The sequence below is a fragment of the Mesorhizobium sp. G2-6-1 genome, from assembly GCF_055809095.1.
The window spans coordinates 1138015-1162305 of the sequence record NZ_CM147896.1; the positions used below are offsets into that span (position 1 = coordinate 1138015).

Below are 24291 nucleotides of genomic sequence, written 5' to 3' on the forward strand. Positions count from 1 at the left end.
AACAAAGTGAGCGCCTTTGGCAGCACCGCCAAAGCCTGTCCACATACACGGCTTTGTCGATATCGGTGTTGCCTACCAACGTTTCGGTTTCTATAGAGAACATAATATACCTGCCACTATACGAAAGTGATGGCAGGTTTGGGCAAAGAGGCGCTACAGCTTCACGTCGGGAAATGCGAAGGGAACCGAATGGCTGACCAGTTGGCAAAAGATATCATCGACAAGATCAAGGCTCATGCAGAGCCTGGCGATGAGGAAATCACAGTCACAACCGAATTGACGGCACTGGGCATTCATTCGCTGGAATTGACGGAGATCATCTTCGATCTCGAAGAGCAATATGGCATAGAAATCGAAATGAATACGGTCGATGCCTGGAGCAATTTGAAGAATGTCGGCGATATGGTCGATGCTGTTCGTGACCTGATCGAAAAAGGGCCTGATCCGAGGCATATGCGCCAGCGCGTCGTCATCACCGGTATTGGTGGAATTTGTGGTCTTGGCACCGATGCGGCTGCCATTTGGGCGGAGATGCGTGCCGGCCGCTCGGCCATCGGACCGATTTCCAATTCGCAACTGCACGAACTGAAAGTGCGGATAGGTTGCGAGATAAAGCAACTTCCCGAACATGGGATCGAGCGCAAACAGCTTGTTTCAATGGATCGCTTCAGCCTGCTTGCGGTTATCGCGGCGCGCCAAGCCATGCAGCAGGCCGGGTTAAGCGTCAACGAGCAAAACACTCACCGGGTCGGTGCCACGGTCGGCGTCGGCGTCTGCGGCTGGGAGGCCATTGAAGAAAATTACCGTGCGATCCTGCTGGAAGGCAAGAATCGCGCTGGCATCTTTACCGTTCCAAAAGTGATGCCGGGGGCGGCGGCGGGTCAGGTCAGCATGAATCTGGGCCTGCGCGGGCCGGTTTTCGGCGTGACCTCCGCATGTGCCTCGTCAAACCATGCAATCGCCTCCGCCGTTGACCAGATCCGGCTGGGACGTGCCGATGTGATGGTAACCGGCGGAACCGATGCGCCGCTGGTCTGGGGCATCCTTAAAGGTTGGGAGGCGCTTCGCGTCCTGTCGCCAGATACATGCCGGCCTTTTTCAGCCGACCGGCAGGGGCTTGTTGTTGGCGAAGGTGCTGGCATGGTTGTTCTGGAAAGCTATGAACATGCGAGCGCTCGCGGTGCAGATATCCTCGGCGAAATTTCAGGCGTCGGCTTTTCCGCCGATGCATCCGATATCGTTGCACCCACCATCGATGGGCCAGAAAGCGCGATGCGTGCCTGTCTTGCCGATGCAGGCTTAAATCCCGAGGACGTCGATTATCTCAATGCTCATGGCACCGGCACGAAAGCCAACGATCAGATCGAAACATCGGCTATAAAGCGCGTCTTCGGCGATCATGCCTATAATCTGTCCGTCTCCTCGACCAAGTCAATGCACGCCCATTGCTTCGGTGCATCGGGGGCGCTGGAAATGATTGCCTGCGTCATGGCGATCCGCGAGGGCATCGTGCCGCCGACCGCCAATTTCCGCGAGCCGGACCCTGAGTGCGATCTCGATGTAACACCGAACGTCCCGCGCGAGCGCAAAGTGCGTGCGGCAATCAGCAATGCTTTCGCCTTTGGCGGCACCAATGCCGTTCTGGCCTTCAAGGCACCCTGATAGTTCGACCGTTTTGCGCGCAACGCCTTTATCCTGGAGCATTCCATGACCGATCTGTCAGCCTTTCCGATTGCCACACGCTGGCCGGCCAAACACCCCGAACGCCTGCAACTTTATTCGTCGCCGACACCGAATGGCGTCAAGGTTTCGATTGCCTTGGAAGAAATCGGCCTTGCCTATGAGCCGCATTATATCGACATCGGCAAGGACGAAACCTGGACGCCGGAGTTCCTTTCGCTCAACCCCAATGGCAAGATACCCTCCATTATCGACCCCGACGGCCCCGGCGGCGAACCGCTGGCACTGTTCGAATCGGGAGCCATCTTGCTCTATCTCGCCGAGAAATCGGGAATACTGATGTCCAGCGACCCGATACAGCGCTACGAGACGATCCAGTGGGTGTTCTTCCAGATGGGGGCGATCGGGCCAATTTTCGGCCAACTCGGCTTTTTCCACAAATTCGCTGGCAAGGCGATTTCCGACAAGCGCCCGCTGGAACGCTACCGCGATGAATCGCGGCGGCTGGTCGGCGTCCTTGAGACAAGGCTGGCGGAACGCGAGTGGATCATGGGCAAGGATTATTCCATTGCAGACATTTCGATGTTGGGGTGGGTGCGCAACCTCATCGGCTTTTATGAAGCGCGCGAACTGGTTGGCTTTGACGATTTTCCTGCCGTTGCAGCGTGGCTTGAAAGAGGGCTTGCCCGACCGGCGGTACAAAAGGGCTTGACCATACCAGCACGTGCGTAGTGCGTTTTTGGTGCTTTGGCGGTCATCGATTCCAATAAGTTAGAGCGGGATGCGGGCGGAAAACCGGTACCCACTTTTCCTCATCCCGCTCCAAGCATGAGCCATAGCCCCGGTCTACCCCGGATCGCCGACAACCAGATCGGCCCGGCGACGGCGCGCCAGCACGCGTTCAATGTTGGGCAGATCGTTCGTTTCGATCCAGGAGCGCGCCTCTTCATCCGAGCGTCCATGTTCATGCCAGCGCGCCACGAGGCGTCGTTCAAGCTCGCCGCGCGCCACATCGACAAAGATCGTAAAATCAAACAACGGTGCGAGACCGGACCACGGCATCTCGTCAAGCAGGAGATAATTGCCTTCGACCAGAACGAATTTGACGTCGCTCGAGATGAGCGCGGCGGCGGCGCGCGACAGTTCAATGCTGCGGTCGAACACGGGAATCGCAATATCCGGCTCACCTGTTCTGATCCGTTTCAAGAGCGTTTCGAAACCGGCAAAATCGAAGGTCTCCGGTGCGCCTTTGCGCGCCCGCAGGCCGCGCAGATCAAGCACGGCATCATCATAGTGAAAGCCATCCATCGGCACCACTTCGGCTGCGCCTTCAGGCAACAAGCCGCGCAATTCAGCCGACAAAGTGGATTTGCCAGAAGCGGGTGGTCCGGCGATGGCGACGACAAACCGTTGAGCCTTGGCCGCTTTCTTGAAGATCGTCGCGGCGATAGTTGCGAGTTCAGACATCAATCTCCTTCCGAGTTTTCTGCATCATGATGGCTGCCTGAGTGAACACCAGAACCGACATTCTCTTCAAGCCTTTGCAAAAGCCCGATTTGTTGCTTGCCCACAGCAAATCCTTCTTTTGTGTACGAATGTAACACTCGCCAAATGGACGCGGCTTGCCGCTTCAGGTAGGTTCGCGCCGTCTCAGCAACACTAGCATGTCAGAATAGCCTCAATCTTGCACATATCCCGCTTGCCCCTCGTCATCCAGAAGCTTGCAGCGATAGCCGCCATTTTGGCGCTTGTCGCCGGCTGCACGACCACGACCTCGCCCGAACAGGTGCTGGCTGTACCAGCGCCGCCGCAAAAATACGCCGCGATCGTTGTCGATGCCAGAACCGGCAAGCAAATATTCGCGATGCACTCGACGGCCCCGCGCTACCCGGCTTCGCTCACCAAGATGATGACGCTATATCTGCTGTTCGAGGCATTGGATCAGGGCCGCCTGACCAAGGAAACGCAGATCCCCGTTTCGGCAAATGCCGCTTCACAACCGCCGACCAAATTGCGTTTCAGGCGCGGCGAAACAATCGACACGGAGACGGCGATCAAGGCGCTTGCCATCAAATCCGCGAATGATGTGGCTGTGGCCGTTGGCGAATATCTTGGCGGAAGCGAAGCGGCTTTTGCGAGTATGATGACGTCGAAAGCGCGCCAGATCGGGATGCGCAATACGGTGTTTCGCAATGCATCGGGCCTGCCTGACAGCGAGCAGCACACCACCGCGCGCGACATGGCGGTTCTGGGTATGGCGCTGCGAAAGCGGTTCCCTCAATATTACCACTATTTCTCGGCCACCGATTTCACGTTTCGCGGCAAACGTATTCGTGGTCACAATGATATGCTTGGCCGGGTTCGCGGCGTCGATGGCATCAAGACCGGCTACATTCGCGCATCAGGCTTCAACATCGTGACATCCTACGATGCGGATGGACGCCGCCTTATCGTGGTGGTGATGGGTGCGACCAGCGCACGGGCACGCAACGCTCATGCCGAGGCGCTGTTAAAACGCGCCTTGTCAGGCAAGTCGGGCGAGCCAAGCCTCGCCTTCGCCAACTGAAGTACGCCGCGCCCAAAGGGCTTCATGCAGCGCGCTTCAAGCCTTTGTTTTTGTGCATGTCGTTGCCCCAAAACCGCTACACACTTTTGGGCGACATGCAGTGGCCAAGCGATTATTTTCCCAGTTCGATCGAGCGCAAACGGGCGGCCTCGACAGCCTCACCGAGCAGGTTTTTCAGGCGATCTTTCCCCATCAATATATCGAGGGCGGCTGCGGTCGTGCCTTTCAGACTTGTCACCTGCTCGCGCAAGGTGCCCGGCTGCTCATTGCTTTGGGCAGCCAGAAACGCCGAGCCATAAACGGTCTGTTTGGCAAGCAGGCTGGCTGTCTCAGCCGGCAGGCCGGCTTTCTCGCCCGCCGCCGTCAGCGCTTCAATGAAATGGAAGACATAGCCCGGACCCGAACCCGATACAGCCGTCACCGCATCCATCTGGCTCTCGTCGTCGATGCTGGCCACCTCGCCATTCGCCGACAACAGGTCGGTCACGAAACGCTTGGTCACATCGGAAACATAACCATTGGAAAAGACGACCATCATGCCTTGGCCAACCGATGCCGGGAGATTGGGCATGCAGCGCACAACCGGCGTGCGCTTACCGAGAATGCTTTCAAAAGTTTCAATGGCGGTTCCGGCGGCAATGCTTAGGAAAGCCGTCGTCCCATCGCCAAAGCGAGAATAGGCGGCCGTGACATCCCGAATGACTTGCGGCTTGACCGCGATGACGATCAATTGCGGGACAACGCCATCTGCAATTTCGCTGATATCGGCAGCCACCTGACAACCAAGGGTGCCGGCGCGAGTGCGCAGATCGCCATTGGGTTCGATAACCATGACTTCTGCGGGTTCGATCTTGCCGGATTTGAGCCAGCCCGCCAGCATCGCGTAACCCATATTGCCGCAACCGGCGAGAACCAATTTGATCGTCATTTCATGCCTCCGAGAAAGGTCTTCCATAGCCGCTCGTCCCGCATCGGGAAAGACCTGTCAGCGCGATTTCCGGCTTATCTGGGTCCAGACCCCAGTGGTCGCCGCGCGGCTTGCCTGAGCCCGAAAACGCCCAGAAGGAAGAAAAGCCAAACCGGATCGGCACGATGAAAGAAGAAGCTTTCAAGGAACGCATTGAGGGCCGTAAACAGGAGGACCATCATAAAGAAGTCAGCGAGATAGATGTTTTCCTTGCGCAATGGAGTGCGCATATAATCGCGTAATGGCGCAATGAGAAACGTATAGACCGCGACACAAAGCGTGGGGATTCCCATCAACACCGCAATATCGAGATAGCCATTATGGCCATGCACGATGGTGCGTATATCCCATGCCCGATCGAAAGGCTGGTCCTGATTCAAAAGCAGCGGCGTGCCCCAGAAACTCTCATAGCCATAGCCGGTCCACGGATGCTTTGCCAGCATTTCGCCGGCAAACTGCCACAAGGTCGTGCGCCCCGTATAGGTGAGGGTGGGAAAATACAGCGCCGCCAGTTCCTTCATTGGCTCCAGGAAAACAATACCGAGCGTGCCAAGTGCGGTTGCACTCACGGCAAATATGAAGAAGAGCGGCGTTCCCAAGCGCATTCCAAACAGACTTGGCACGACGACAATCAGAATGGAAAACGGAACCAGACCGGCGGTCGTCTTGGACCCCGTGTGCAGCATGAAGTTCATGGCTGCGATGAAAATGATGGCACCCCAGACACGCCTTCCACGCCGAAATAAGTAAAGGCCGGCGAAACTGAAGCAGGCCATGACCGGACCGGCGATGTTCTTGTGGGTAAACACGCCTCGCCACAGGCCCGCATGTTCAGGTTCCTGCGAAGCGGCGGTGTGCAGCGCCTCGTTGGGAAACACGTAGAGGCCAACATAGGATACCGCCATGACTGTGACGGTAGTGAAGATGAGAATCGTCGAAAAAGCATCGGCATCCCGCGCCAACGCAAGAATGGTTGCCACGCTCATCATGCCGATCAGCGTAAAGAACGCCGTGCGCATGGCAGAACCCGGGTCGGTCGCCATCATGACCGAGGCCATGAACAGGCCGAGCAACACGATCCACGAAGGACTGAGAAGCGAACGAACAACGCGTGGATCGGCAAGCGTCACCAATGAAAACAGCGACACGGCACCGAGTACCCCAAAGCCCAACTGGTTGACGATATCGCCGCCATCGCCACCACCTGCTGCCCCGCCGGGCTGAAAAGGGCGGAAGGAGATAAGAAGGACCGTAAACAACAGCGCCGCCACGGTCGTCGCCACACCTTCGCACGTAAAGGCCGCGCCAAGTGGGGCGCGCTCAGTTTTTCTCAGGCTGGCGATACTGCTCATTGGCGTATCCGAATTCAGCGAGCACGCGCCCGAGAGCGACGTGAACGGGATAGATGGCAATTGCCAGGGAACCGGTTTTCATCAATCGCGACAGGCCACGAAATGGCGAGGCTCCAAGCAGGGCAAGACTTTTCAAAAAACCCTGGGACCGGCGAATGGCGTTGCGGCGCGCTTCTTCTTTTCCACCCATGTCGAGATAACGCCGTTGCGCAATGAGCGTGCACGAACCCAGCCCGCTTCGGCGCGCCGGGCAGGCACCGTTTCGCGCACTTGTGCCTCGCTGCACCAACCCAGAACGAACCCTTTTTGCGCCGCCCGGCTGAGGAAATCGGAATCACCACCGCCCATGAAGTTGAATTTCAAATCGAGATAGGGCGACCCCATCGCGGCAAGTACGGAGCGGCTGACCAGAAGATTGCCGGAGGAATAAAGGGCTGCGACCTTCCCCGTTTCGCGGTATGGCGGCGCAAAGACTGGATGAGTGCCCCATTTCGCATGGGAGGGGTCGCTGAACACCGGGATTTGCGGGCCACCAACAATATCGGCTGGTAAGGTTTCGGCAGCGCTACATGACTGCTCAAGCCATTGCGGATCGGCAATCTCGTCATCGTCGATGACCAACAGGAATTTGAAATCTGGAAAGTTCACAACCGCTGTCTGCCAACCGGCATTATAGGCGCTGCAATTGCCGCGCTCATGAGCAATGATGACCAGACCATCCATCGCGCCGTTTTCAAACAATGGTGCAGCGGCGATGGCACCCTCACGCGCATCAGCCTCGTTTTCCATGACGATAACAGCGAAATGGCGCTTGGTTTGTTGGGCCTTGAGCGATGCAAGGGTCGCAAGGAGCTGTTGCGGGCGCTTGAAGGTCGGCAGCGTCACCACAATTTCAATGGCCCCCGCATCCAGTGTGGGAGATCGCGCCGCTATCGAAATGGAACCGTCCAGGGGCATGGGGTGCATCGCACTGATCTGCAAGAGAATTATGCTGCAGTCGATAGCATCGCGATGATAACGCTTCGTTAATCACCTTCGACGGCAATGACGCCGATCCTGCCAAATTCCGGCATTGTAGCCTCCTGTTTAATCAAGGCTTCACCCGACCTTTGCTAGATGCCAAGGTAACATGAACCTGCTATTCGTCACATCAATCGTGCCAGACGGCGCCCTTGCCTCAGGATACGAAATCGCCAATGCGGCAATCATTGCCGCGTTGCGGCGAGCGGGTGCGAACGTCACGGTGATCGGTTTTACCTGGCCCGGCAAGCCCGCCATCGACCCGGATAACACCATCGTCCTGGGCAGCGTCGATGTGCGCACCGAAAGTGCGTCAAGCGTTCAAAAACTTGCGTGGATCGCCAATGCCATTCTCTCAGGGCTTACATTCACGTCAGTGAAACTGCGGGTGATCGCCGATGAGGACGTCAAATCAACCATTCAACGCGCCGGTCCTTTCGACGCCTACGTGCTGAATTCGGTCCAGTTCGCCGGTGCGTTCGAAGGGCTTTTCAATGACAAGCCGACAATCTTTGTCGCGCACAATGTCGAGCATCGCTCCGCGCTCGAAAATGCGGCTTCTACCCGAAACCCATTGCTGCGCATGGTGTATCGGCGCGAAGCACGGCTTGTGAAGCGCGTTGAAGAGCGCCTGTGCGCCAAGGCCAATTTCGTCTTTACGCTGGCTCAGGAAGACAGCGTGGCACTCGGCGTCGCCTCCAATCAGAAATCGCACGTCTTGCCGTTGGTGACGACATCGACTGTGCCCAGAAAAACGCCACGCCATGTCGATTGCGATGCCGCGCTGATCGGCACATGGACCTGGCAACCCAACCGCATTGGGCTTGACTGGTTCCTCAACAATGTCGTTGCGCATCTACCGGCAAGTTTTCGGCTAAAAATTGCGGGTCGTGCGCCTGCCGGGCTCTCATCATCACATCCCGGCGTCGAATTTGTCGGCCGAGTGCCTGATGCCCGAGAATTCGTGCGCAGCGCTCGCGTCATTCCGCTCATCAGCACCGCCGGCAGCGGCGTGCAGTTGAAAACCATCGAGACATTCGAACTTGGCCTGCCCTCGGTCGCGACCAGCCGTTCGTTGCGCGGCATCGACTACCGACCGGAAAATTGCGTGGTTACTGATGATCCTGTCGCCTTTGCAAATGCCTTGATTGCGGCTTCATCAGGCGCGGTTGGTGACGTTGACGGCACCGCCTTTCACATGCGCCAGCTCAAGGCGCTGGACGACGCGATAATTGACGGCCTGCGAACGATCAGTTGCTCAAGGCAGGAGGTGTTCGCATGAATGTGCATGCAGCACGCGCGGCGTTCGGCCTCAATGCCTGGAAATCGATCCTTGGCATTCCCGTCGTCAGTGTCGGTTGGCATCAGGCAATTTCGCTTTTGACGCGGATGCTGGACGACCGGCGCTTTACAAAAGTGAGTTTTCTGAACGCCCACAACGCCAATATCGCCTACACCGATGCAACATTCGCCAATGCTCTTGACGATTTTCTCATCCTGCCTGACGGCATCGGCGTCGATATTGCAGCCAAAATGCTCTATGGCGCACCCTTCCCCGCCAATCTCAATGGGACCGATTTTGTGCCCGCTTTCCTGCAAGCCTCGATCCGTCCCTTGACGATCGGCTTGCTTGGCACGACCAGGGCCAATGCGGAGGCCGCGTCAGACAAGCTGCACGCATTGTCGCCCCAGCATAGTTTCGCTGTCATTCACGACGGCTTTTTCTCGGCCAATGAAGAGCCGGAAATCATCAACCGGATTGCCACCTTGCGCCCGGATATCCTGCTGGTCGCCATGGGCGTGCCACGTCAGGAATTATGGATTGCGCGCAATATCGATGAACGCCATTGCACGCTGCCAATCGCTGTGGGTGCGCTGCTTGATTTCATGAGCGGATCAGTACCGCGTGCGCCGCTGTGGATGCGCCGCCTTCGCCTCGAATGGGTTTTCAGACTGTTGTTGGAGCCGGGCCGCATGTGGCGACGCTATATTGTCGGCAATCCGCTGTTTTTATGGCGCGTCGCGCGCCAGAAGCTTTCGCGGCGGCCGGAGCCGGTTGGAGAGCCGCGGTGAACAACCGGTTCGATCCGAAGGAAGCCACTAAACTGGCTCCGCTTTTGCCCGCGCCAACATTTGCTTTTGTAACGGCGAGCTACGCACCCGACTTCGAGCGGTGCCGCCTGCTATGTGAAACACTTGACCGCTACGTGACCGGTGTTGGCCAACATTATATTCTCGTTGAACATCGAGACGTGGCCTTGTTTCGCCAGTTGGAGGGGCCACGTCGGACTGTCGTCGATGAACGGGATCTGCTGCCGCGCTGGCTACACGCGCTGGACGACCCGGCCAGCCTGTTTCGCCGCCGCATCTGGCTGAGTTTCAAGACAAAGCCTTTGCGTGGCTGGCATGTGCAGCAACTTCGGCGCATCGCCATTGCTCACCATGCGCGCGAGGACGTCCTGATTTACTGCGATTCCGATGTCACATTTTTGAAAGCCTTCGACAGCAGCGTTTTCTGGCGGGACGGAAAGGTTCGCCTTTTTCGACGCGACGACGCATTGGCCACCGGACCGCAAGGCGATCATCACGTCTGGTCACGCAATGCCGGTAAAGTGCTTGGCATTGCCACGCCGTCATTGTCGCCACACGACTATATCTCGACACTGATCGCGTGGCGCACAGATACCGTATTGGCAATGTGTGCCCGCATCGAGGAGACACATGGCCATGGCTGGGTCGAAACGATCGGGAAAAATCGAAAATTCTCGGAATGCATGATCTATGGCCGGTTTGTGGATGAAGTGCTGAACGACCAGGGGCATTTCCATGATGGGGAGGAGTTCTGTCGTGTCCATTGGACCGGCGAGGCGCTCTCGGACGACGCATTTCGCGCTTTCATCAATGCCATGACGCCGCAACAGGTGGCGATCGGCATGCAATCCTTCATCGGAACCGATGTCGGCCGCATTCGCCGCCTGCTCGACTCAAAAATCTGAAATTTATACGCTGGAGAGGATTGCGGATCAGACCGGCTTGGGTGGTTGGCGCATCGCTGAATAGGTGAGGAGCGCCGAGGCCAGATAAAGCAGGAGGAAGACGATATTCAGCGACACGACAAGATCAGGTGTTGCGCTGAACCATATCAGGATGGTGCACAGCAAAACCGCTTTCAAGCCGGCGAGCAAGGCGAGATTGAGCGCCCTGACCAAGGTCTGGCCGCGCGCGAACAAGAGTTCTGCCTGATATTCGACCAAATTGCGCAAGCCCGGTACGCAAAGCGCCAGAAGGACCAATGGCGCGGCTTGCGCGACATTTTTGCCAAGCGCATTGGGAAAGAAATGCAGGACACCGCCCAGCCCGACCAGAGCTAGTGTTGATACCGCAAAAATGCCGCCTTCTATGCCAATTCTGACAATCATGCGCGACAGCATCTGCGGTGCGCGCATCATTCGTTGCACCAGCATCATGGAAAATGTGCGTATCGGGATCGCCGTCAGGTCGACGAGGCGCATGACGATGGCGTAAATGCCAGCAAGATGCGCGCCGCCAATCGCCAACACCAGCAATTTGTCGAACTCCATCTGTAGATAGAACAGAACCTCAGCACCGGCGACATAGACGGAATCGGCGATGCGACGCCGGTAGAGCGCCCATCTCATGCGCAGCCTCTGTCTGGGATAGAAAAAGACGCCTGCGACAAGCAGCGACGCTCCATTTGCCCCGATGTAGAACCATGCCCACGCCTGCAACGAATGCGCCGCCGACAGCATGAACAAAACCGCACCAAGTGCTCTCAAGGCTGTTGCCAAAATAGCCAATAGTGCTGCGCGGCCGAATTTTCCAAGCCCGTTGTTGACGATCATCACGACCTCGACAGGACGCCACAACAAGGCTTCGGCGGTGACAATCATGGCGAAAACCGGAAGTGCTACGATGCCCATGAAGAAGGCCAGATACACTGCAAAGGCAACGGCGGCTAAAAGTGGCAGCGACAGGAAACCGAGAAGGCCAAAGCCGACGGTGAATGTCCCGATCAGGTTCGGACGGATCGTGGCTGTCCGATAAAGCGCGGAAATGAAGCCGAATGCGAGGATGCGCGACAACATGACGCCTGCGGCCGACGCGGTGGCAAACATGCCAAATTCTGCAATCGAAAGCGTGTTGGCTAAAACGACGAAATAGACAAGCGAGAAGACCAACCGGCCGCCAGCGCCGCTGATTGCCGAAAGATAGTCGCGAACGACCCCCCGGCGATCGGCAATGAACATGCCAAGCCGGACAAGCGTTCCCCGTCGGGATATATCGCTGGTCTGCGTCATTATCGTCCAAGGCTAAACATCAATGTTTAATGTGCCGTTCTGGATGGGGCGACAAGGTCGAATAAATTTCATCAAACGGCGAGCCAGGAGGTGCAAAACCAGACAAAATTAACGTTTTGTTTTCCATGCCTGTTTAGGGTCTGTTGAGCATCAGCACACCCGGCTTCGTATGTTGATGCTCAACAGACTCTAGCCTGACTTAACGAACGTTGGCAGCCGTTCGCCGGCGACCAAAGGTGATACCCAAAGCAATGGACGACAGATCGGATCGCGAAGACAGGAATCGTGAGCGTTCGCTGCTGGCACTGGGGCGCGCCATGCGCGGCGATGATCCGAACGCACCCGCCGTTTCTTTGCTTTCCATTGCCCCGCGCTCCACTTCGGCGACGCGTGAGCGAGCCATTCTCCGGCAAGAAGCCAATTCCAACCATCCGTCGGCAGCATCGGTCGGTGAGGCAGACGCTGAACATGAAAAACCCGACACCGAAGAGTTCCAGCAGTCTGGCGAACATGAGGATAGCGGCAAGCAGGCCTTATTTGCCGGACTGGTGCCGAAATGGGCACGGCTGAAACGGGCGCGGGATGTGTCGGCCAAACCCAACAAATTGGAAACGCCGGAAACCGGGCAGGTTGAGAGGTTAGAAGCCGCACCATCGGCCCAATTACCGCTCGAGCCGTCATCTTCGCGTATTCGAACTGCCCAGACCGATGCCGGTTTTGAGCATCATTCGGCTGATGCGCCGCAGGACCAATGGAAACCGCTTATCGACCCTATGCTGGTGATTGGCGGCATTGGGCGCTCAAAAATGCTGATCGTGGCCATGACCATATTGGGGGCGGTAATCGGTGTGTCGATAGCCCTGTCGACGCCGAAGAAATATGAGGCCTCAACCGAACTGATTGTCGATCCGCGCGACCTCAAATTGACGGAGCGTGACCTTACCCAATCCGTCATCGCCTCGGATGCGACGCTTGCACTTGTCGAAAACCAGATGCGTGTGCTCACTTCGGGGACCGTGTTGAACAAGGTTGTCGACAAGCTCAACCTCGTCAACGATCCCGAATTCAATGGCGAAGGGGGCAGTCCCGGCACGCTATCTCTGATCCGCTCGCTGTTGTCGGGCAATGACGGCCCCGCCAGCGTCGACAAGGTTCGGCGTCGAGCACTTGCCGTCAGCAATCTGGCAGAGCGCGTCAGCGTTGACCGCAGCGGTAAAACTTTCGTCATCACGGTCAGTGCGATCACCGAAAATGGCGAGAAGTCGGCGCTCATCGCCAATACGATGACCGATGTGTTCCTGCAGACCTACGGCCAGATCCAGTCCAATACGGCCGGGCGCGCAACCGACGAATTGACGGCCCGCCTTGATGAACTGCGCAGCAATGTCGAGGCCGCCGAACGCAAGGTGGAAAACTTCCGGGCTTCACACGACTTGATCGACGCGCAGGGGCGTTTGATTTCCGACGACGAACTCCTGAAACTCAACGAGCAGCTTTCTATCGCGCGCGCCCGGACACTGGAATTGAATGCCCGCGCAGCTTCGGCGCGCAACGTCAGCGTCGATTCGGTGCTGGGCGGCACTTTGCCAGAGGAAGTCAATTCCAACGCCATGTCCGACTTGCGTTCGCAATATGCAACGCTCAAGCAGGAGGCCGACCGCGCTGCCGTACGGCTAGGTCCGCGCCACCCTGAACGCCGTGCGCTCGACGCCCAGTTGGCCGGGGCGCGGGACCGGATAGCTGGAGAACTGCGCCGCATCGCGTCCTCGTTGCAGGTCGATCTCAAGCGCGCTGTTCAGCTCGAACAGGAACTCTCGGCGCGCCTTGCACAGTTGAAAGTGCGAAGCGGCAACGTCAACAACGATCTGGTTACGCTGAGAGAATTCGAGCGTGAAGCCAGCGCCAAGCGCTCCGTCTATGAAGCCTATCTTCTGCGTTCCAAGGAAACCGGCGAGCAACGCGATATCAACACCGCCAATGTCAACGTCATTTCCAAGGCATTCGCACCGCTTGAACCCAACGGCCCATCGCGGGCAATCGTGGCGCTTGCCGGATTGTTGCTGGGATTTGCAGCGGGCGTTGGCCTGGGCGCCATGCGCGGGGCTTATGAAAGCCTGCGCAACACCGCTGGAATGCGCGAGCGCAAACGTAAGCCGCAACCCGATGACCGGCCAATTCGCAGGAAAGACGCCGACGATCGCTCGCCATATATGGCATCCCCGAGCGCGCATCATGCGCTGGACAGTGGCGATCATGGGCGGCAGGTGGAAGCAAAAACGTGGCAATCGCAGATAGATGATGGTGAGCGCGACCGGCCTTTCGTGGATCAACAAGCCTCGATCGACGAAATACGCGCCAGTCTGCGTGAATTTCGTGATGAGGTGCGCGAATTGAGCGCAAGCCGCACCCGCCGCCGCTATTTTTAAGACAAAACCGCCGACCTTTGGAGTTTACGGCATAAGACGGCGCATTGTCGGGATTGCGCCGACGATCATTCATGCATATGCCACACCAAGCAGCATGTTTTTGGGAGTGAGACGTGGCGGAAGTTATTGATGGCAAGAAAGTGGCTGGCGATGTCGTCGCCAAGGTCACGACGCTGACCGCAGAACTTACGGAATCGGGCAAGAAACAGCCCGGTCTTGCCGTGGTTATCGTTGGAGAAGACCCTGCAAGCCAGGTCTATGTTGCCTCGAAATCACGGACAGCCAAGGCGTGCGGCTTTCTTTCCGTCCAGCACACCCTGCCAGCCGACACGGTTGAGCCTGCGCTGCTGGGGTTGATTGACGACCTCAATAACGACCCCAACATTCATGGAATTCTGGTGCAGTTGCCGCTCCCAGCCCACATAGATGCCGGTAAGGTCATCCAATCCATTGCCCCGGACAAGGATGTCGATGGATTTCATTTCATCAATGTCGGCAAGCTTGGCACTGGTGAAACCGAAACGGCCTTCGTGCCCTGTACGCCCGCCGGTTCGATGCTGTTGATCGAGCGGGTGCGTGGCAAGGATCTTTCCGGCCTTAGCGCGGTGGTGCTTGGCCGCTCCAACATCGTTGGAAAGCCGATGGCCAATCTTCTCCTGGCAGCCAATTGCACCGTTACCATCGCACATAGCCGCACACGCGACCTGCCCGCACTTGCCCGCACCGCCGATATTCTCGTTGCCGCAGTCGGGCGGCCTGAAATGGTCAAGGGCGACTGGGTAAAGCCAGGCGCAACGATCATCGACGTGGGAATCAACCGCATCCCGGCACCAGAAAAAGGCGAAGGCAAAACACGCCTTGTCGGCGATGTCGCCTATGAGGAAGCCGCTGCGGTTGCGGGGGCGATTACGCCTGTTCCGGGAGGCGTTGGCCCGATGACCATTGCCATGCTAATGGCAAATACCGTCGTTTCGGCCTATCTTGCAGCCGGACTGAAACGGCCATCCTTCTGAATTTCTCCAACCGCAGAAAGCATATCTCTTGCCGACGACGCCAATTCCTGTTGAACCAATGGCGAGCGAAGACCTCGTTCAAACTGGCCGTCAGTTCGCGTTTTTGCTCGTTGACAAATTTTCGATGTTCTCGCTCGCGGCAGCGATAGATACGTTTCGATCGGCAAACCGTATCGCCGGGCATGACTTTTACGGCTGGACGACAGTTTCGGCGGACGGTGATCCGGTCATTGCCTCGAACGGCCTGCCAATCAAGATCGACTACAGCGTGGCCGACATGCCGCCGGTCGATATCGTCTTCGTTGCTGTCGGGCTGAACACGGAATTTCCCGGCAAGAGCAAGGTTTTGGGCGCATTACGCAGTTGGGGCCGGCGCGGCGGCGCGCTCGGGGCGCTGTCGGTTGGCTCTTATCTTCTTGCCGAGGCAGGCCAGCTTGACGGTTATCGTTGCACGATCCACTGGGAAAACCGCGCCGGTTTCGTTGAACGCTTCCCTGACATCGATTGCACAGGCAATGTTTTCGAGATCGACCGCAAGCGCTACACATGTGCAGGCGGCACGACCTCCATCGACCTGATGCTCGAAATCGTGCGTACCGACTTCGGTGCGAATGTCGCCAATGGCGTGGCCAACCAGTTCCAGCATGAGCGCATTCGTTCCGCCGTGGACCGCCAGCGCGTCGGGCCCGAGCGCGATCTCACCGGCAAATCAGAGAAGCTGCGCCGCATCGTCGAACTGATGGCCGACCATCTCGACGAACCGTTGTCAGCCGTGCAATTGGCGAAATCGGTGGGAATATCGGTTCGCCAGGTCGAACGTCTTTTCCTGCGTCATCTCAGCGTCACTCCAGGCCGCTATTACATGCGCCTGAGGCTGGAACGGGCGCGCGAACTGCTGCGCCAGACCAATTTGCCCATCCTTGATGTGGCCATCGTCACAGGGTTCACTTCACACTCATATTTCGCGCAGAGTTACCGCCTCCTGTTTGGCCGCCCGCCTTCCGAGGAGCGCCGAACAACCTATTAGAGCATCGGGTGCGCTGATTTCTCACTACCGGGGTGGCTTGTCAGCCATCAGCGGCTTCGCTAGTGTCGCGAATCTGAAATTCACTTCATTGTTCGAGGGGCGCTGTACGGATCTCGGATTCGACAAGGACACTGGTAAACTCATGATTCCAGTGTGGTTTTTGGATTCAAAATTCGCATCAATGACCTCGAAATAAAATGTAGAGAACTTCAAATCCACCACTAGAGCGTTTCGGTTTTGATGGAACCGTCGAGATGCTCCAAGTATCTGTTATACGCAATTCCAGACGGAAAACCGCACGACACTTTTCCTGGAATTGCTCTAGCTTGCCACCTCAACGCACCGAAAAAGGGTAACTGGCGATGGCGCTTCTACGCAACATGCTTGGCCTTCTCATGCTTCTGGCAACTGCCATGCCGTCTGTGGCGGCGCAGCGCACCATCATCATTCTGGATGCGTCCGGCTCCATGTGGGGCCAGATCGACGGCAAGCCAAAACAGGAGATTGCCCGCACATCGCTGAAGGCCGTGCTTCAAACGATTCCTGCCAGCCAGGAGATCGGCTTCATGGCCTATGGTCATCGCGAGAAGGGCAGTTGCGAAGACATCGAGTTGATCGTGCCGCCGCAATCCGGTTCTGCCGATGCCATTTCAACGGCTACCGAGAACCTGAAATTCCTGGGCAAGACGCCATTGACCGCCGCCGTCCGCCAGGCCGCCGAGGCACTGAAATACACGCAAGACAAAGCGAAAGTCATTCTCATCACCGACGGGCTTGAAACCTGCGAGGCCGATCCGTGCGCGCTTGGCAAGGAACTTGCGGCGAAAGGCATCGACTTTACGGTGGATGTGGTCGGTTTCGGACTGACTGCGGATGAAGGCAAACAAGTCGCTTGTCTGGCTGAAAATACCGGCGGAAAATATATTCAGGCATCGGACGAGAATGCCTTGAAGAACGCATTGACCGAGACGGTGGTTGCCGCCCCTGAGCCTGAACCCGCGCCCGCCCCTGAACCGGAACCCGTGCCTGCACCGCAACCCGCCAAACCGGAGTTCAATTTCACGCCGAGCCTTGCGCTGACAACCGGTGGCGATCTCGTCAAAGAGGGAAATAGCTGGGAGATTTACAAGGCCGATGCGGATGGCTCACGCGGCGAACGGCTGGACACGCATTACGATGATTACAAGGGTTCGCTCGAACCGGGTTCCTATGTCGTCGTTGCACGCCTTGGCGAAGCTCAGGCCGAACAGAAACTCGTGATCGAGGACGGTCAAACCTATGATCCGGCTTTCGTTCTCAATGCTGGCACGGTGATCATTCATCCACGCCCGAGTGCGGACGGCGATATCGATGCCGGTGCACGGGTCGACCTTGCCTATCCCGGCGGGAACGCAACCAACTATGGCAACGTCAAACTGGTTGTGCCGGCAGGCGAACAGAAGATCACGGTCAGCATTGGCACGGGAAGCGCAAGCGAAACCGTTCAACTGAATGCTGGCCAGACGATCGAGAAAGACATGGTTGTCGGCGTCGGCCATGTTGTCGTCAACGCACTCTACGCCGAAGACGGAGAACGCGTGGAAGCTTCGGGCATCAGCTTCCGCATCCTCAAGGCAAAGAAGAAGATTGACGGCTCGCGCGACGATGTCGAGCGCGCCTATGGTCCCGACAGCAAATTCGATCTTCCGCCCGGAGACTATGTTGCCGTGGCTGAACTGGATCAGGCGATTGTGGAACAACCCTTCACGGTGAAAGCCGGTGAGACCGGCAATGTCACGGCAATCCTCAATGGCGGCGTTCTGGCAATGAACGCACCCGGTGCCCACAGCATCGAACTGTTCTCAGCCAAGAAAGATGTTCAGGGCAAGAGGCAAGCCTTCGGCCTCAATTACGGCGATAGCTGGCAGCAAACGATGCCCGCCGGCGACTATGTGGTCGTAAAGAACCTGCCAGACGATGGCGGCACAACTGAGGCAACCGCAACCGTTACGGCTGGTGAACGGACAGAGGTTACCGTTCCCTGATCAAAAGCCGCATCATTGATGGCAAGAAGGGGCGGTTTGAGCCGCCCTTTTTCATTGAAGCAAGTTTCGTTGAAACGCTGGCGATCACGCAGTTCCAAAAGCGCTGGCACCGTGGTCGGCATGCGCGACGAGTTGCCTGAAGCCGACGAACAGTTCGCGGCCAAAGCCGAATTCGTTAGCCGAGAGATCGACTTCGGCGAGCGGCCTCAGTGCCAGATCACCGGCAGGCACCAGAATTTCCAGCGTTCCCGCCGCCGCGTCCAGACGAATAATGTCTCCGTCGACGATCTTGCCAATCGGCCCGCCTTCCAATGCTTCGGGGGTCACATGGATGGCGGCAGGCACCTTGCCGGACGCGCCCGACATGCGCCCATCTGTTACCAATGCCACATGCTGGCCGCGATCCTGCAACACGCCAAGCACAGTGGTCAGCTTGTGTAATTCAGGCATGCCATTGGCTTTCGGCCCCTGAAAACGGATGACGGCAATGAAATCGCCTTCAAGCCGGCCTGCCTGAAACGCCTCGTTCAACTCATGCTGGCTATCGAAAACCCTGGCTGGAGCCTCGATCACCCGCCGCTCCTCCTTGACCGCCGATGTCTTGATGATGGCATGGCCGATATTTCCCGAAAGCACTCTCAAGCCGCCTGTCGGCTGAAACGCCTTGGAAAATGGCGCGAGCACATTCTCATTTCCGCTTTCGCGCGGTGATGGCTCTCGCACCACGGAACCATCGCTACCCAGACGAGCCTCGACGGTGAAGCGCCGCAAGCCATCGCCCCACACGGTCTGCACGTCTTCATGTAATAAACCGGCATCGAGCAATTCGCGAATGAGAAAGCCTATGCCGCCTGCCGCATTGAAATGGTTCACATCTGCGAGGCCATTGGGATAAACGCGCGCCAGCAGCGGGACGTGATCGGAAAGATCGGAAATGTCCTGCCATGTAATGCTTATTCCCGCTGCCGCGGCCATGGCGATGAGATGAATGGTGTGATTGGTGGAGCCACCGGTAGCAAGCAGGCCGACGATGCCGTTGACGATGGCGCGCTCGTCGATCATGCGGCCAACCGGCGTGTAGGCATTGCCAAGCGCCGTAATCGCCAATGCACGCTTGGCTGCTTCTCTGGTCAACGCGTCGCGCAACGGTGTGCCGGGATTGACGAAGGAAGCGCCGGGCGTATGCAGACCCATGACCTCCATCAACATCTGGTTGGAGTTTGCCGTACCGTAAAAGGTGCAGGTGCCCGGCCCGTGATAGGATTTCGATTCCGCCTCAAGCAGCTCAGGGCGTCCCACCTTGCCCTCGGCATAGAGTTGACGCACCTTCGCCTTTTCGTCATTGGGCATACCGCTGGCCATTGGCCCGGCGGGAATGAATATAGCCGGCAAATGACCGAAGCTTAGCGCGGCAATCACCAGACCCGGCACGATCTTGTCGCACACGCCGAGAAAGACCGCCGCATCGAACATATTGTGCGACAGACCGACCGCCGCCGCCATGGCAATCACGTCGCGCGAGAACAGCGACAATTCCATGCCCGGCTGGCCTTGCGTGACACCGTCGCACATGGCCGGCACTCCACCGGCCACCTGGGCAATGCCGCCAACTTCTGTTGCCGCCTGCTTTATCAGCGCGGGGAATGTCTCGAATGGCTGGTGGGCCGACAGCATGTCGTTATAGGCGGTGATGATGCCGAGATTGGGCACCCGGTCGCCGCCAAGCGCGATCTTTTCCGAAGGGCTGCAAACGGCAAAACCATGCGCAAGATTGCCACAGGAAAGCACACCGCGATTGGCGCCCCGGCTTGCCGCTTCAGTGATCCGGCCAAGATAAGTCTCACGTCCGGTTTTCGAGCGCTCGCAAATGCGGTCAGTTATAGCTTGAATATCTCGTCTGGCTGTCATCTTCGTCATTCCTTCTAGCCATATTCGAAGTCCCAAAACCGCTCTACACTTTTGGGCGACATGCGTCTTGCTTCATGCATGCCGGTGTCCCAAAACCGCTGCACACTTTTGGGCGACATGCATTAATCCGCCCAGAATACCTCGACGGGCTTTGGCAAGGCTTCGATCACGGCACGCACAGGCTTGGACGCGCCTGCTGCCATGACCTGCTCGAAAGCCGCACGTTTGTTCTCGCCCTCGATATGCAGCGCCACAAAACGCGCCTCGGCAATGCGCGCTGCCGCCAGCGTCAACCTTGGTTCGCCCGCACTTGGCGCATTTACAGGCAGCACGATCTTGGTCGATGCGGGATCGAGCAAAGTGTCGAGATTATCCGCGTCGGGAAAGAACGACGCCGTGTGGCCGTCGGTTCCCATGCCGAGGATGACAACATCAAGCGGCCATGACAGCGAGCGCAATTGCGCATCATCGCAGATGGCGGCATCTGCGACGCTTTCCGCTTTTTGGTAAAGCGGCACAAAGTGAGCAGTTGCAGCCTCGTTTTGCAGAAGCCTGGCCTTGATAAGCCCGGCATTCGAACGCGGCGATGAAGCTGGCACGAAACGCTCATCGACAAGCGTGACAATCACCTTGTCCCACGCCATTTTCTTTCGCGAAAGTGCGGCGAGAAATTCAGCCGGTGTGGTACCGCCCGATACAGCCAGAAAGGCCGTTCCACGCTTCTCAATCGCAGCCGCCAACAGGTCGGAAACCTTCGTGGCCAAGGCTTGCGCCAATTCGGCGCGGCTGGAAAACGCATTCCAATGGTAGTTTGCGCCCATACCTAATTGCTCTCGTGCCAGGTGCGCCCGTCACGCTCGATCAAGGCAATCGAAGCCGAAGGGCCCCATGTTCCTGCCGTATAGCCTTGCGCTTCCTGACGGGCATTTTCCCAGGCGTTCTGGATCGGGTCTATCCAGTTCCACGCTGCCTCAACCTCGTCGCGGCGCATGAACAATGTCTGGTTGCCACGCACCACATCCATGATCAACCGCTCATAGGCATCGGGTGCGCGCCCGTCGAACGATTGCGCAAAGCTCATGTCGAGCGGGATCTGGCGAAGCCGCATCCCTCCCGGCCCCGGGTCCTTGATCATGATATATTGTTTGACGCCCTCATCGGGTTGCAGGCGGATAACCAGTTGGTTGGCGAAAATCGGACCGGCGCCGTCACCAAAAATCGAGTGCGGTATAGGCTTGAACTCGATGACGATTTCCGAAACGCGCGATGCCAGTCGCTTGCCGGTCCTCAGATAGAAAGGCACCCCAGCCCAGCGCCAATTGGCGATTTCCGCCTTGATGGCGACGAAGGTTTCGGTGCCGCTTTCCTTGCCGAGTTCGTCGACATAGCCTTTGACAGCGCCATTGGCGGAGGCACCGGCGCGGTACTGGCCGCGCACTGTCTGTTTGGGCGCTTCGTTGCCGTTGACGCGTTTGAGCGCATGCAGCACCTTGAGTTTTTCGTCACGCACCGCATCGGCATCCATTGAAGACGGCGCTTCCATGGCAACCAGGCAGAGAAGTTGCAGCATGTGGTTTTGCACCATATCGCGCAGCGCACCGGCCTTGTCGTAATAGGTAACGCGGTCTTCCAGCCCCACGGTTTCGGCAACCGTGATCTGGACATGGTCGATATGCGCCGAATTCCACAATGGCTCATAGAGCGCATTGGCAAAACGCAACGCCATCAGGTTTTGCACCGTTTCCTTGCCGAGATAATGGTCGATGCGGAAAATCTGGCTTTCGTTAAAGTCGTCCCCGACGAGATCATTCAATGCGCGCGCCGATGCAAGATCGCGGCCAATCGGCTTTTCCAGCACGATGCGCGAGGTGGGCGTGATGAGCTTGTGCTCTTTCAGCTTGTGCGAAATGTCGCCGAACAGAGCAGGCGCAACCGCCAGATAAAAGGCGCGGATGCTGTCGCTGTTGCCGATGGCCTTTTTCAACTTGTCAAAACCGGTCCCGCTTGTCGCATCGGCTGAAACGTAGGACAGGCGTGACAGAAAGGTTTTCAGTTCCTTGTCATCGATATCGGACGCCGCGACATGGTCGGTGATCGCCTGCTTGGCGAAGTTCTGAAATTCCTTATCGGTCATCTTCGACCGCGAAGTGCCGATGATACGGGTCGGTTCGGAAAACTGGTGGTCACATTGGCGATAATAGAGCGATGGCAGAAGCTTGCGCTCCGACAAATCGCCGGTGCCACCAAAGATGATGAAGTCGAATGGATCGACGGGGATGATCTGACTGGTCATGGTTCGTCCGTATTGCAACCGCTTTGCGTGACACGCCCGATATAATCTAATCGATTTAATTTTACCAGTGCCATCGTGTCACACATCAGGCATTGTTACTGGGCCAAGCCACCATGATGGCGACAGGCGATAGTTGCGAGAGACCTCGCAGTTGCACCATAGTGACGGTGTAGTGACAACGCCAAAGGAGATATTTGCGATGAATGAAGCTTTGGCGAAGACGACTGCCGGGGAGCAAAGCTTTCGGCAAATCATCGACGGCGAAGCGGTCGATGCCATTTCAGGCAAACGGATCGACGTGATTTGCCCATCGGATGGTGCGGTATTCGCCTCCATTCCAGCCTCGCAGGCCGTGGATGTCGATCAGGCGGTTCGTGCGGCGCGCAGCGCATTCGACGATGGCCCATGGGCAAGAATGAGCGCGGTTGAACGGGGGCGCCTGCTGACCAGACTTTCGGGGATCATCGAGGAAAATGGTGCTGAACTGGCCGCCCTCGAAGCCCGCGACACAGGAAAGCCGATCAGGCAGGGCCATGCCGATGTTGCTGCAACCGTGCGCTATTTTGAATTCTATGGCGGCGCGGGCGACAAGATTCACGGCGACACCATCCCCTTTCTCGATGGTTACACGGCGTTGACCTTGCGCGAACCGCATGGCGTGGTCGCCGGCATTATTCCGTGGAACTACCCGCTGCAAATTCTGGCGCGCGTTGCCGGGGCAGCCCTTGCCATGGGCAATACGCTGGTCGTCAAGCCTGCCGAAGACGCCTCGCTGACAGCCATCCGCATGGCGCAATTGGCGCTTGATGCGGGTTTTCCCAAGGGTGTTTTCAACGTCATCACCGGCTATGGCAACGAAGCGGGAGCAGCACTCTCGGCGCATGAAGGCGTCGACTACGTCACCTTCACCGGATCGCCGGCAACGGGCACGGCGATCCAGCAAGCGGCTGCGCGCAACAATCGCGGCGTTACCATGGAACTCGGCGGCAAGTCGCCGCAGATCGTCTTTTGCGATGCCGACCTCGACAAGGCGGTGCCAGTGCTGGTCAACGCGATCATTCAAAATGGCGGGCAGACCTGCTCCGCGGGAAGCCGTGTGCTGCTTGAACGGCCGATCTACAATGAAATCGCCGCAGCCCTTGCCCAACGCTTTTCCGCGCTGGTTGCCGGCCCGCACAATGCCGACCTCGACCTTGGCGCACTGATAAACCCGAAACAATTGCAGCGGGTTTCTTCGATGGTTGCGCAGGCTGAAGATGCCGGCGTAGCTGTACTGGCACATGGCACCATCCACCCCGACGCCCCGGCCAGCGGCTACTATTTCGCACCGGTCCTGTTTGGTCCGGTCGATGCAAATGCCGTGATCGCGCGTGAGGAGGTTTTGGGCCTGTTCTTGCGCTGTTTGCTTTCGACGACGAGGAAGAGGCTATTCGCCTGGCCAATGGCACGGATTTCGGGCTTGTCGCGAGCGTGTGGACAAGGGACGGCGCACGCCAGCATCGTGTGGCAAAGCGCGTTCGATCCGGTCAAGTCTACGTCAATGGCTATGGTGCGGGCGGCGGGATCGAGCTTCCATTTGGCGGCTTCAAGAGATCGGGGCATGGCCGTGAAAAAGGCTTCGATGCGCTCTACGACATGTCAGCCACGAAAACCATCGTGTTCAATCATGGATGAGATACGAAATTGAAATTACTGG

The 24291-nt window shown here is 57.6% G+C and carries 17 protein-coding genes and 2 pseudogenes; 11 read left to right on the forward strand and 8 right to left on the reverse strand.

The genetic code is table 11. The features are described 5' to 3' along the window. Nucleotides 1–189 precede the first annotated feature (189 nt). Both AC0L7S_RS05440 and AC0L7S_RS05445 read left to right on the forward strand, forming a co-directional pair. Complete coding sequence (locus AC0L7S_RS05440) at nucleotides 190–1662, forward strand: beta-ketoacyl-ACP synthase II (RefSeq protein WP_473473426.1); 1473 nt, start codon at nucleotides 190–192, stop codon at nucleotides 1660–1662. A 45-nt stretch (nucleotides 1663–1707) separates the two neighbouring features. Continuing rightward, nucleotides 1708–2412: a glutathione S-transferase family protein gene (locus tag AC0L7S_RS05445; protein WP_473473427.1), complete on the forward strand. Its 705-nt coding sequence runs from the start codon at nucleotides 1708–1710 to the stop codon at nucleotides 2410–2412. Nucleotides 2413–2526: 114 nt separating this feature from the next. On the opposite strand, the gene AC0L7S_RS05450 is transcribed toward AC0L7S_RS05445, so the two are convergent. Then, nucleotides 2527–3147: a nucleoside triphosphate hydrolase gene (locus AC0L7S_RS05450; protein ID WP_473473428.1), complete on the reverse strand. Its 621-nt coding sequence runs from the start codon at nucleotides 3145–3147 to the stop codon at nucleotides 2527–2529. 217 nt (nucleotides 3148–3364) lie between these two features. Here AC0L7S_RS05450 and AC0L7S_RS05455 point away from each other — a divergent pair, with 217 nt between their 5' ends. After that, nucleotides 3365–4246, forward strand: coding sequence for a D-alanyl-D-alanine carboxypeptidase family protein (locus tag AC0L7S_RS05455; protein WP_473473429.1), 882 nt, complete (start codon nucleotides 3365–3367; stop codon nucleotides 4244–4246). A gap of 112 nt (nucleotides 4247–4358) precedes the next feature. On the opposite strand, the gene proC is transcribed toward AC0L7S_RS05455, so the two are convergent. The 3 genes and pseudogenes from proC to AC0L7S_RS05470 all read right to left on the reverse strand — a co-directional run bounded on the left by proC (nucleotide 4359) and on the right by AC0L7S_RS05470 (nucleotide 7531). After that, nucleotides 4359–5174 (reverse strand): pyrroline-5-carboxylate reductase, encoded by an 816-nt coding sequence (gene proC / locus AC0L7S_RS05460; protein WP_473473430.1) that lies wholly within the window; start codon nucleotides 5172–5174, stop codon nucleotides 4359–4361. A gap of 74 nt (nucleotides 5175–5248) precedes the next feature. Next, nucleotides 5249–6565, reverse strand: coding sequence for an O-antigen ligase family protein (locus AC0L7S_RS05465; RefSeq protein WP_473473431.1), 1317 nt, complete (start codon nucleotides 6563–6565; stop codon nucleotides 5249–5251). After that, nucleotides 6534–7531 (reverse strand): annotated as a pseudogene (locus AC0L7S_RS05470) (glycosyltransferase family 2 protein). Before AC0L7S_RS05470 ends, AC0L7S_RS05465 begins: the two are co-directional and overlap by 32 nt. A gap of 163 nt (nucleotides 7532–7694) precedes the next feature. On the opposite strand from AC0L7S_RS05470, the gene AC0L7S_RS05475 reads away from it, so the two are divergent. From AC0L7S_RS05475 to AC0L7S_RS05485, 3 genes are read left to right on the forward strand one after another with little or no spacing between them, the layout of a single operon-like run. Further along, nucleotides 7695–8867: a glycosyltransferase gene (locus AC0L7S_RS05475; protein ID WP_473473432.1), complete on the forward strand. Its 1173-nt coding sequence runs from the start codon at nucleotides 7695–7697 to the stop codon at nucleotides 8865–8867. After that, nucleotides 8864–9658 carry a WecB/TagA/CpsF family glycosyltransferase gene (locus tag AC0L7S_RS05480; protein WP_473473433.1) on the forward strand — a complete coding sequence of 265 codons (795 nt, stop codon included), beginning with the start codon at nucleotides 8864–8866 and terminating at the stop codon, nucleotides 9656–9658. Before AC0L7S_RS05475 ends, AC0L7S_RS05480 begins: the two co-directional genes overlap by 4 nt. Beyond that, a complete protein-coding gene (locus AC0L7S_RS05485; RefSeq protein WP_473473434.1) occupies nucleotides 9655–10581 on the forward strand; it encodes a DUF6492 family protein in 927 nt (308 codons plus the stop codon). The genes AC0L7S_RS05480 and AC0L7S_RS05485 overlap by 4 nt, the downstream gene beginning before the upstream one ends. A gap of 27 nt (nucleotides 10582–10608) precedes the next feature. Here AC0L7S_RS05485 and AC0L7S_RS05490 read toward each other — a convergent pair whose 3' ends face one another. Then, nucleotides 10609–11904 carry a lipopolysaccharide biosynthesis protein gene (locus tag AC0L7S_RS05490; protein ID WP_473473435.1) on the reverse strand — a complete coding sequence of 432 codons (1296 nt, stop codon included), beginning with the start codon at nucleotides 11902–11904 and terminating at the stop codon, nucleotides 10609–10611. 251 nt (nucleotides 11905–12155) lie between these two features. On the opposite strand from AC0L7S_RS05490, the gene AC0L7S_RS05495 reads away from it, so the two are divergent. From AC0L7S_RS05495 to AC0L7S_RS05510, 4 genes are all read left to right on the forward strand, one after another. Beyond that, the gene (locus AC0L7S_RS05495) at nucleotides 12156–14330 is read left to right on the forward strand and encodes a GumC family protein (protein ID WP_473473436.1); all 2175 of its coding nucleotides are present in this window, start codon (nucleotides 12156–12158) and stop codon (nucleotides 14328–14330) included. 113 nt (nucleotides 14331–14443) lie between these two features. After that, complete coding sequence (gene folD, locus AC0L7S_RS05500; protein ID WP_473473437.1) at nucleotides 14444–15343, forward strand: bifunctional methylenetetrahydrofolate dehydrogenase/methenyltetrahydrofolate cyclohydrolase FolD; 900 nt, start codon at nucleotides 14444–14446, stop codon at nucleotides 15341–15343. Nucleotides 15344–15401: 58 nt separating this feature from the next. Beyond that, the gene (locus tag AC0L7S_RS05505; RefSeq protein ID WP_473474188.1) at nucleotides 15402–16370 is read left to right on the forward strand and encodes a GlxA family transcriptional regulator; all 969 of its coding nucleotides are present in this window, start codon (nucleotides 15402–15404) and stop codon (nucleotides 16368–16370) included. A 362-nt stretch (nucleotides 16371–16732) separates the two neighbouring features. Next, on the forward strand, nucleotides 16733–18394 hold the full coding sequence (locus AC0L7S_RS05510) for a vWA domain-containing protein (RefSeq protein ID WP_473473438.1): 1662 nt from the start codon (nucleotides 16733–16735) through the stop codon (nucleotides 18392–18394). Between the two features lie 84 nt (nucleotides 18395–18478). Here AC0L7S_RS05510 and edd read toward each other — a convergent pair whose 3' ends face one another. The 3 genes from edd to zwf all read right to left on the reverse strand — a co-directional run bounded on the left by edd (nucleotide 18479) and on the right by zwf (nucleotide 22595). After that, nucleotides 18479–20302 carry a phosphogluconate dehydratase gene (gene edd, locus AC0L7S_RS05515; RefSeq protein WP_473474189.1) on the reverse strand — a complete coding sequence of 608 codons (1824 nt, stop codon included), beginning with the start codon at nucleotides 20300–20302 and terminating at the stop codon, nucleotides 18479–18481. Between the two features lie 122 nt (nucleotides 20303–20424). Beyond that, on the reverse strand, nucleotides 20425–21123 hold the full coding sequence (gene pgl, locus AC0L7S_RS05520) for a 6-phosphogluconolactonase (RefSeq protein WP_473473439.1): 699 nt from the start codon (nucleotides 21121–21123) through the stop codon (nucleotides 20425–20427). Between the two features lie 2 nt (nucleotides 21124–21125). Beyond that, entirely contained in the window at nucleotides 21126–22595 is a 1470-nt protein-coding gene (gene zwf / locus AC0L7S_RS05525; protein ID WP_473473440.1) for a glucose-6-phosphate dehydrogenase, read from the reverse strand. A gap of 199 nt (nucleotides 22596–22794) precedes the next feature. On the opposite strand from zwf, the pseudogene AC0L7S_RS05530 reads away from it, so the two are divergent. Next, nucleotides 22795–24269: pseudogene (locus AC0L7S_RS05530) on the forward strand (aldehyde dehydrogenase family protein). Nucleotides 24270–24291 lie beyond the last annotated feature (22 nt).